Origin of the sequence: Variovorax sp. CF313 (assembly GCF_000282635.1) — a bacterium.
GTDB lineage: Bacteria > Pseudomonadota > Gammaproteobacteria > Burkholderiales > Burkholderiaceae_C > Variovorax.
Genome location: NZ_AKIW01000060.1, coordinates 24047 through 33463 on the forward strand (window position 1 = coordinate 24047; position 9417 = coordinate 33463).

General features: G+C 66.1%; 10 protein-coding genes. 7 read left to right on the forward strand and 3 right to left on the reverse strand.

The features are described 5' to 3' along the window. Positions 1 to 4: 4 nt before the first annotated feature. Genes PMI12_RS15700 through PMI12_RS15715 form a run of 4 tightly spaced genes read left to right on the forward strand, consistent with a single transcriptional unit; the run spans position 5 to position 2444 of the window. A complete protein-coding gene (locus PMI12_RS15700; protein WP_007834242.1) occupies positions 5 to 838 on the forward strand; it encodes a DUF3106 domain-containing protein in 834 nt (277 codons plus the stop codon). Between the two features lie 13 nt (positions 839 to 851). Continuing rightward, positions 852 to 1418 (forward strand): RDD family protein, encoded by a 567-nt coding sequence (locus tag PMI12_RS15705; RefSeq protein WP_007834244.1) that lies wholly within the window; start codon positions 852 to 854, stop codon positions 1416 to 1418. Further along, positions 1415 to 1822 (forward strand): diacylglycerol kinase, encoded by a 408-nt coding sequence (locus PMI12_RS15710; RefSeq protein WP_007834246.1) that lies wholly within the window; start codon positions 1415 to 1417, stop codon positions 1820 to 1822. Before PMI12_RS15705 ends, PMI12_RS15710 begins: the two co-directional genes overlap by 4 nt. A gap of 31 nt (positions 1823 to 1853) precedes the next feature. Beyond that, a complete protein-coding gene (locus PMI12_RS15715) occupies positions 1854 to 2444 on the forward strand; it encodes a TIGR00730 family Rossman fold protein (RefSeq protein WP_007834248.1) in 591 nt (196 codons plus the stop codon). A 45-nt stretch (positions 2445 to 2489) separates the two neighbouring features. Here PMI12_RS15715 and PMI12_RS15720 read toward each other — a convergent pair whose 3' ends face one another. Both PMI12_RS15720 and PMI12_RS15725 read right to left on the reverse strand, forming a co-directional pair. Continuing rightward, positions 2490 to 2828, reverse strand: a complete 339-nt coding sequence (locus PMI12_RS15720) for a P-II family nitrogen regulator (protein WP_007834250.1) — start codon at positions 2826 to 2828, stop codon at positions 2490 to 2492. Continuing rightward, positions 2825 to 4522 (reverse strand): NAD+ synthase, encoded by a 1698-nt coding sequence (locus PMI12_RS15725; protein ID WP_007834251.1) that lies wholly within the window; start codon positions 4520 to 4522, stop codon positions 2825 to 2827. Before PMI12_RS15725 ends, PMI12_RS15720 begins: the two co-directional genes overlap by 4 nt. A gap of 19 nt (positions 4523 to 4541) precedes the next feature. Between PMI12_RS15725 and PMI12_RS15730 the strand changes: the two genes are divergently transcribed. Beyond that, entirely contained in the window at positions 4542 to 5714 is a 1173-nt protein-coding gene (locus PMI12_RS15730; RefSeq protein WP_007834253.1) for a GNAT family N-acetyltransferase, read from the forward strand. A gap of 59 nt (positions 5715 to 5773) precedes the next feature. After that, on the forward strand, positions 5774 to 6526 hold the full coding sequence (locus tag PMI12_RS15735; protein ID WP_007834255.1) for a hypothetical protein: 753 nt from the start codon (positions 5774 to 5776) through the stop codon (positions 6524 to 6526). Here the strand turns inward: PMI12_RS15735 and ppa are convergent, their stop codons facing one another. Then, positions 6527 to 7054, reverse strand: a complete 528-nt coding sequence (gene ppa / locus PMI12_RS15740) for an inorganic diphosphatase (RefSeq protein ID WP_007834256.1) — start codon at positions 7052 to 7054, stop codon at positions 6527 to 6529. A 254-nt stretch (positions 7055 to 7308) separates the two neighbouring features. On the opposite strand from ppa, the gene PMI12_RS15745 reads away from it, so the two are divergent. Next, a partial coding sequence (locus PMI12_RS15745; RefSeq protein ID WP_007834259.1) for a sodium-translocating pyrophosphatase occupies positions 7309 to 9417 on the forward strand: 2109 nt, incomplete at its 3' end.

The following is a 9417-nucleotide window of genomic DNA, read 5'->3' on the forward strand; positions in this document are numbered from 1 at the left end:
CCGAATGCGACGCCGCTCCATCTCCAGCGCGAACACTACCCATCCGTTGCGCCCGCTCCAGGCGGGCGTAGTCGTTTGGGCGGGTGCGCTTGCGGTCGCAGCCTTCGGCCTGACGCTCGCCAACGCCCAGCCCCCCACCGAGGCGGCGGTCAAGGGCTCGACCCCGGCAAGTTCCGCGTCTGCCACCAGCCCGAAGGCCGTCTCGACCACAAGGCCACTCTGGAGTGAACTCACGGCCGAGCAGCAGCAGGCCCTCAAGCCGCTCAGCGTTCACTGGAACACGCTGAACGTCGGCCAGAAAAGGAAATGGCTGGCGCTGTCTCGCAACTACGCGAGCATGTCGGCCGAAGATCAATCCACCCTGCACAGCCGCATGATCGAATGGGCTGCCCTGAGCAACCAGCAACGTGCGCAGGCTCGCCTGAACTTCGCCGAGGTCAAGCGCATTTCACCCGACGAGCGCAAAGTCAAATGGGAGCAGTACCAAGCCTTGAGCGAGGAAGAAAAGCGCAAGCTTGCGGAACGCGCCCCACCCAAGCCACGCGGGGCAGCCGTTCCCGTTCGGCCGGTTTCGTCCCAGAAGCTCGTGCCGGTGCCGGCCGTCACGCCTGCAGGGCAGCACACGCCCAGAATCCTGCTGGCACCGCCGCCCCCGGCCGTGCCCGCAACGATCCTGGTGGCCTCGCCGCCGGAGCGAGCCCCCGCGGTCACGACGCCGGCGGTTTCCGTCACGCCTGCGCCCCCGGCGCCAGCCAGCGCCACGTCCGCGCCGGTTCCGGCGGAAGCCCAGGTACCAGCGCCGTCTTCTGGGGCCGAGGCACCTCCCTCTGCCCCCTGATCCCAAGGCTCCGATGGTTTCCAGCTCCCCCGAGGCGTCGGGCTCCGATCAGGCCGCCTCGCAGATTCCTCCAGCAACCCACGCTCCTGTTTCGATAGTGCCGGGCCTCTGGCGCCGCATGGCCTGCTGGCTCTATGAGGGCATGCTGCTGTTCGCCGTGGTGTTCGTTTCAGGCTGGCTCTTCAGCACGCTGGGCCAGATGCGCGACGCCATGGATTCACGGCGCCATCTTTTTCAGGCTTTTCTTTTCGTGGTGTTCGGCGTGTACTTCGTCTGGTTCTGGACCAAGGGTCAGACCCTCGCCATGAAGACCTGGAACATCCGCATCGTCGATGCAAACGGACGGCCTGTCAGCCAGCGCCGGGCGTTGGCGCGCTACCTGCTGAGCTGGGTCTGGTTTCTGCCGCCGCTGGCCGCCATTGCGCCGTTCAAGCTGTCGGGCGGCGAATCGACCGTCCTGATTTTCGGCTGGGTCGCCGTCTGGGCGCTGCTGGCGCGTTTTCACCCCGAGCGCCAGTTCTGGCACGACGCCTGGGCCGGTACACGGCTCATCACCTCCAAACCGATGAGTCGCCGATGAGTGCCCTGCCCAAGCTCCCCGATCCCGCCGTCAATCCGCAGAAAGCCCGCAAGGGCCTCGAACGGGTCTGGCATGCCGCGCTGATTTCTCTGCACGGCCTGCGCGCCGGCTGGAGCGAGCCCGCTTTCCGCCAGGAAGCCATCATGTCGATCGTGATGATCCCGGCCGCCTTCTGGCTCGGACACGGCTGGACCGAGGTGGCGCTGCTCGCGGGCAGCGCGATCCTGGTGATGATCGTCGAGCTGCTCAACACCGCCGTCGAAGCAGCCATCGACCGCATCGGGCCCGAGTGGCACGACCTCTCCAAGCGCGCCAAGGACATGGGCAGCGCCGCGGTGCTGCTTTCGCTCACGCTTTGCGGGGGCATCTGGGCGGCGGCGTTGTGGCAACGATTCGTGTCATGAGCAGGCCTGCGGGCTGCGGCATGATGGCAGGATGAATCCTGAATTTTCGATTTGCGTGTATTGCGGCTCGCGCCCCGGCGAGCGCCCCGAGTTTTCCCAGGCCGCACAAGCGGTCGGCCAATGGATCGGCCGGCATGGCGGCCAACTGGTCTATGGCGGCGGCCGCACCGGCCTGATGGGCACGGTGGCCGAGGCCACCCGCCTCGCCGGCGGCCGCGTGGTCGGCATTATCCCCAAGGCACTGGTCGACAAAGAACTGGCCAACCCGCTGTGCGATGAACTGCATGTGGTCGACACCATGCACGAGCGCAAGGCCATGATGGGCGAGCGCGCCGACGCCTTTGTCGCCCTGCCGGGCGGCATCGGCACCTTCGAGGAACTGTTCGAGATCTGGACCTGGCGCCAGCTCGGCTATCACGACAAGCCGACCGGCATCCTCAACACCGCCGGCTATTACGACGGCCTGCTGGGCTTCCTGGCGCACAGCGTGCGCGAAGGCTTCATGGGCGAATGGCAGATGGAACTGATCCGCACCGGTACCGACGTGCCCGAACTGCTCACGGCGCTGCGCGCCGAAGTGCCGCTCCACCCGCGCGAAGACAGGCTGTCGGAAAACCTCTAAGGCGCGCGGTTCGAAAAAAGGCCCCCGTTGCCGGAGGCTTTTGCTTCAGACTGCGTTCTCGTTTTCTTCGCCGGTGCGGATCCGCACGATGCGCTCCACGTCCGTCACGAAAATCTTCCCGTCGCCAATCTTCCCGGTGCGCGCCGAGCTGACGATGGCCTCGATGCAGCGTTCCACATCGGCCTCGTTGACGACAACTTCCACCTTCATCTTGGGCAGGAAGTCGACCACGTATTCGGCGCCGCGGTAGAGCTCGGTGTGCCCCTTCTGGCGGCCGAAGCCCTTGACCTCGGTGACGGTCAGTCCGGTAACGCCCACTTCGGCCAAGGCCTCGCGCACGTCCTCGAGCTTGAAGGGTTTGACGATGGCGGTGATCTGCTTCATGGTTTTTGCGCTCCGGCGGTTTCGTTGAATTTGCTGGTGATAGGGTAACGCCAATCCTTGCCGAAGCTTCGGTGGGTGACCCGGATGCCTACCGGCGCCTGACGCCGCTTGTATTCGTTGATCCTGATGAGCCGCGCAACCCGCTCGACCACCGCGCGGTCGTAGCCCGCGGCAATGATCTCGTCGATGCCTTCGTCGTCCTGCATGTAGCGTGCCAGGATGCCGTCAAGGATGTCGTAGGGCGGCAGGCTGTCCTGGTCGGTCTGATCGGGGCGCAGCTCGGCGCTGGGAGGCCGCGTGATGATCCGCTCGGGGATCGGCGCCGCCCCCATGCCGTACGGATCGTGGGCATTGCGCCAGCGCGCCAGCGCAAACACGGTGGTCTTGAGCAGGTCCTTGATGACCGCGAAACCGCCCGCCATGTCGCCGTAGAGTGTGCAGTAGCCGGTGGCCATCTCGCTCTTGTTGCCCGTAGTGAGCACGATGGCGCCGAACTTGTTCGACAGCCCCATCAGCAGCGTGCCGCGGATGCGGGCCTGGATGTTTTCCTCCGCCGTGTCTTCGGGCCGGCCCTTGAATTCCTCTGCCAGCGCATCCTTGAAGGATTCGAAGGTGTGCTTGATCGAAATCTCGTCGTAGCGCACGCCCAGGCGGCCGGCCATGTCGCGCGCATCGATCCAGCTGATGTCGGCGGTATAAGGCGAAGGCATCATCACCGCGCGAACCTTGTCCTTGCCCAGTGCATCGACCGCGATCGCAAGCACCAATGCGGAGTCGATACCGCCCGAAAGCCCCAGGATGGCGCCCGGAAAACCGTTCTTGCCGACGTAGTCGCGCACGCCCAGCACCAGTGCGTCCCAGAGCTGTGCTTCGGCGTCGCGCGGGGGTGCGATGGCAGCCGGCTCGGCCACGAAGCCGACGCTGCCCCGGGGCGTGCGCTCCAGCTGCGCGAAGACCAGCTTCTCCCGGAAGCTCTCCGCCTGCATGGCGGTGGTGCCATCGGCCTGCAGCGCGAACGAAGCGCCATCGAACACCACCTCGTCCTGCCCGCCGACCAGGTGCGCATACACCAGCGGCAGCCCCACGGCACGCGCTCGGTCGGCCATGCGCGCGACGCGCTCGCCCTCCTTGCCCACGTGATAGGGCGAGGCGTTGATCACGGCCAGCACCTCGGCGCCGGCGTCGCGGGCCAGCTCGGCCGGCTGGTCGAACCAGGCGTCCTCGCAGATCAGCAGTCCAACGGAAACCCCGCCCGCCTCGAACACGCAAGTGCCCTGCCCCGGCGTGAAATACCGGCGCTCGTCGAACACCTGGTAGTTCGGCAGTTCGCGCTTGGCGTAGGTTTCGAGGATGCGGCCTTCCTTGATGACGCTGGCCGCGTTGTGGCGCATTTGCACGGCCACCGAGCGACTGCGCAGGCTGCCGCCGGTTGGATGCCCCACCACCACGACCATGTCTTTGAGGTCGGCCAGAGCGGCAGCAATGCCTTTCACGGCATCATCACAGGCTTCGGTGAAGGCGGGACGGAGGAACAGGTCCTCCGCCGCATAGCCGGCAATCGAGAGTTCGGGCGTCAACAAGAGACGCGCGCCCTGTGCATGGGCCTGGCGCGCGGCGTCGACGATCTTTTTCGCGTTGCCGGCGAGGTCGCCCACCACAAAATTGAGTTGCGCGATGGCGAGCTTGAGCGTCATACAGAAGGAAGAAAAAGGCTTGAACGATTATGTCATTCGGGTTCTGTCGTCGCCGTCGGACCTGAGCCCGGAAGCATGGAACGCGCTGCTGGCCGCCGAGGCCGAGCCCTCGCCTTTCATGCGCCACGAATACCTTGCGGCGCTGAATGACAGCCGCAGCGCCTCGCCGGACAGCGGATGGGTGCCGCAGTTCGTCACGCTGTGGCAAGGTGAGCAGTTGCAGGCGGCGTGCCCGTTCTACATCAAGGACCATTCGTACGGCGAGTACGTGTTCGACTGGGCCTGGGCCAACGCCTACGAGCAGCACGGGCTGGCCTACTACCCGAAGGCCGTGGTTGCAGTGCCTTTCACGCCCGTGCCCGGCGCGCGGCTGCTGGCACGCGATGCGCAGAGCCGCACATTGCTGGTGCAAGGGCTCGTCGCGCTGTGCAAACAGGAGGAACTGTCGTCGCTGCACCTGCTGTTCGGCGCCGAGGCGGACATCGCCGCCTGCGTCGAAGCCGGCCTGATGCTGCGCAACACCGTGCAATTCCACTGGACGAACACGGCACCCTCGGCCGGCACCGGCTACGCGGACTTCGACGCCTTCCTCGCCAGCCTCTCCCACGACAAGCGCAAGAAGATCCGCCAGGAGCGCCGCAAGGTGGCCGACGCGGGCGTGAGCTTCCGCTGGTCGCGCGGCGCCGACATCTCGAAGGCCGATTGGGACTTTTTCTACCGCTGCTACGAACGCACCTACCGCGAGCATGGCAACCCGCCCTACCTCACGCGCGACTTCTTCCGGCGCATGGCCGACACCATGCCCGAAGCCTGGCTGCTGTTCATCGCCGAGCGCAACGGCAAGCCGATGGCCGCCAGCCTGATCGCCCTCTCGACGCAGTCCGACAGGCCGTTGGTCGCCTATGGCCGCTACTGGGGTGCGCTGGAGCGCGTCGACTGCCTGCATTTCGAGGCCTGCTACTACCAGCCGCTGGCCTGGTGCATCGAACATGGCGCCCAGCGCTTCGAGGGCGGCGCCCAGGGCGAGCACAAGATGGCGCGCGCGCTGATGCCGGTGAAGACCACCAGTGCCCACTGGCTGGCGCATCCCTCGTTCGCCGATGCAGTCGAGCGCTTCCTGGAGCGCGAGGGTGCGGGCATCGAGAACTACATGGACCACCTGGGCGAGCGCAGCCCCTTCAGGTCCGCCTGAGTTGTGCCATTCGGGGCTGCTATAAAGGCGCCCGATTCGACAACAACACAAAGAAACCAATGCCACTCTTCGGACTGGGGCTGCACGTCCTCATTGCGCTGTTCTTTGCCGTGCATGCGATGCGCCACGGCAAGCAGATGTACTGGCTCATCATCCTTTTCAGCTTCCCGCTGCTGGGCAGCATCGTGTACTTCATGGTCGAGTACCTGCCCGCCTCGCGCATGCAGCGCACCGCGGGGAAGGTGGCGAACGCGGCCATCGGCTTCATCGATCCCGAGCGCGAATACCGCGCGGCCACCGAGGCCTACGACCTCGCGCCCACGGCGCAGAACAAGCTGCGCCTTGCCAAGGCCGCACTCGACAAGGGCCAGGCCGCCGATGCCGTCGGCCACTACCGCGACGCGCTGAAGGGTCCGCTCGCCTCCGATCCCGAATTGCAATTCGGCCTCGCCAGCGCGCTGATGGCCGCAGGCGGCCCTTCGGCGGGTCGTGACGCACTGCAGGCCTTGCAGACCCTGCGCAGCACGCGCGACGATTACCGCAACGACGAAGTCGCCGTGCTGACGGCCCGCGCACTGGCGGCCGACGGGCGCAACACGGAAGCGCGCGAAGCCTTCGAAGCCGCATTGAGCAAATACAACACGGTCGAGGCGCGCGCAAGCTATGTGGTCTGGCTGGCGCAGCAAGGCGACGCCGCTGCGGCGCAGCGCCAATGGGACGAACTCCAGCAGGCCGCCCGCCACTGGAACTCGCACGCCAGGTCGGTCAACCGCGAGTGGATGCGGCAGGCTGGCGATGCGGTCCGGGGCTGATTACTTCTTGTAGGCGGCGATGCCGTCCAGGACTTCCTTCTTGGCGGCGTCGATGCCTTCCCAGCCCAGCACCTTGACCCACTTGCCGGCTTCCAGGTCCTTGTAGTGCTCGAAGAAGTGGCTGATGGCCTTCAGGCGCATCGGGTTCACGTCGTCGACTGACTTCCAGTGGCTGTAGATCGGCAGCACCTTGTCGGTGGGCACGGCCAGCACCTTGCCGTCGACGCCGGCCTCGTCTTCCATCATCAGGATGCCCAAGGGGCGGCACGGCACCACCACGCCCGGCAGCAGTGGGTATGGGGCAATCACCAGCACGTCCACCGGGTCGCCATCGCCCGACAGGGTCTGCGGCACGTAGCCGTAGTTGGCCGGGTAGTACATGGCCGTCGTCATGAAGCGGTCGACGAAGATCGCGCCGGATTCCTTGTCGACTTCGTACTTGATCGGATCGGCGTTCATCGGGATTTCGATCACGACGTTGAAGGCATCGGGGACGTTCTTGCCGGGGGAAACTTTGTCGAAGGACATGACGTTTTTCGAGTAGTTGAAAAGTATGAGAGGGATGGGGACAAACCCGGAGTTTACTTTCCGCGTCACCGACCCGTCGCACGCACGCTCGTTTTTGCCTGTAAATTGCAACCGTTGGCCAATCGGCTCCGCACCCCAGGTGCTGCGAGCTTCGAGGAAGCAACGCGGCGGAAAACATGGTCCCGTACGCGTTGCACGCAGGGCCCATGCTGTCCGTCTCCACAAGTCACAACGAACGAATGGAGAAGCAAAGCATGATCGGCAACACCCCCCTGATACTGGCCATCGTCTGCGGCCTCGTGGCCGTGGCCTACGGTTTCTGGGCCCGAAGTTGGATTCTCGCGAAGGACCCGGGCAACGCCCGCATGCAGGAGATCGCGGCGGCCATCCAGGCCGGCGCCTCTGCCTACCTCGCCAAGCAGTACAGCACCATCGCCGTCGTCGGCGTGGTGCTCACCATCCTCATCGCCATCTTCCTCGACCTGACCACGGCGGTCGGCTTCATCGTGGGCGCGGTGCTCTCGGGTGCCTGCGGCTTCATCGGCATGAACGTATCGGTGCGCGCCAATGTGCGCACGGCACAGGCGGCCACGCACGGGATCGGCCCGGCGCTCGACGTGGCATTCCGCGGCGGCGCCATCACCGGCATGCTGGTGGTGGGGCTGGGCCTGCTGGGCGTGTCGGTCTTCTACTGGGTGCTGTCCGCTGGCGGCATTCCGGCCGGGGCCCACGGCCTCTCGGCCATCCTCAATCCGCTGATCGGCTTTGCCTTCGGCTCCTCGCTGATCTCGATCTTCGCGCGCCTGGGCGGCGGCATCTTCACCAAGGGCGCCGACGTCGGCGCCGACCTGGTGGGCAAGGTCGAGGCCGGCATTCCCGAAGACGACCCGCGCAATCCGGCGGTGATCGCGGACAACGTGGGCGACAACGTCGGCGACTGCGCCGGCATGGCGGCCGACCTGTTCGAGACCTACGCCGTGACGCTCATCGCCACCATGGTGCTGGGCGCGCTGATGGTCACGGCGGCGCCGACCAACGCGGTGCTGTATCCGCTGGCGCTGGGCGGCGTGTCGATCATCGCGTCGATCATCGGCTGCTTCTTCGTGAAGGCATCGCCGGGCATGGTCAACGTGATGCCGGCCCTCTACAAGGGCCTGGCCGTGGCGGGCGTGCTGTCGCTGGTCGCGTTCTGGTTCGTCACCAGCTGGCTGATTCCCGACAACGCCATTGCACCGAGCGGCAGCCAGCTCAAGCTGTTCGGCGCCTGCTTCGTCGGCCTTGCGCTGACGGCCGCCCTGGTGTGGATCACCGAGTACTACACCGGCACCCAGTACAAGCCCGTGCAGCACATCGCGCAGGCCTCGACCACTGGCCACGGCACCAACATCATCGCGGGCCTCGGCGTGTCGATGCGCTCGACGGCGTGGCCGGTGATCTTCGTGTGCATCGCGATCCTGGCGTCCTATTCGCTGGCGGGCCTGTTCGGCATCGCAGTGGCGGCCACCTCGATGCTGAGCATGGCCGGCATCGTGGTCGCGCTCGACGCCTACGGCCCCATCACCGACAACGCCGGCGGCATCGCCGAGATGAGCGAGTTGCCCGACAGCGTGCGCGCCGTGACCGATCCGCTCGACGCGGTCGGCAATACCACCAAGGCTGTGACCAAGGGCTACGCCATCGGCTCGGCCGGCCTCGCCTCGCTGGTGCTCTTTGCCGACTACACGCACAAGCTCGAGAGCTTCGGGCTGAACATCAGCTTCAACCTGAGCGACCCGATGGTGATCGTCGGCCTCTTCATCGGCGGCCTGATCCCTTACCTGTTCGGTGCGATGGCGATGGAAGCCGTGGGCCGTGCGGCCGGCGCGGTGGTGGAAGAAGTGCGCCGCCAGTTCCGCGAGATCCCCGGCATCATGGAAGGCACCGGCAAGCCCGAGTACGGCAAGGCCGTGGGCATGCTGACCGGCGCGGCCATCAAGGAAATGATGATCCCGTCACTGCTGCCGGTGCTGGTGCCGATCATCGTGGGCCTGGTGCTCGGGCCGAAGGCGCTGGGCGGGCTGCTGATGGGTACCATCGTCACCGGCCTGTTCGTCGCGATCAGCATGTGCACGGGCGGCGGCGCCTGGGACAACGCCAAGAAGTACATCGAGGACGGCCACTTCGGCGGCAAGGGCAGCGAGACGCACAAGGCCGCCGTCACCGGCGACACCGTGGGCGACCCCTACAAGGACACTGCCGGCCCGGCGGTGAATCCGCTGATCAAGATCATCAACATCGTGGCGCTGCTGATCGTGCCGCTGGTGGTGAAGTTCCATGCCAGCGATGCGGCGGCGGCGGTACCGACGAAGGTCGAGCAGCCGCCG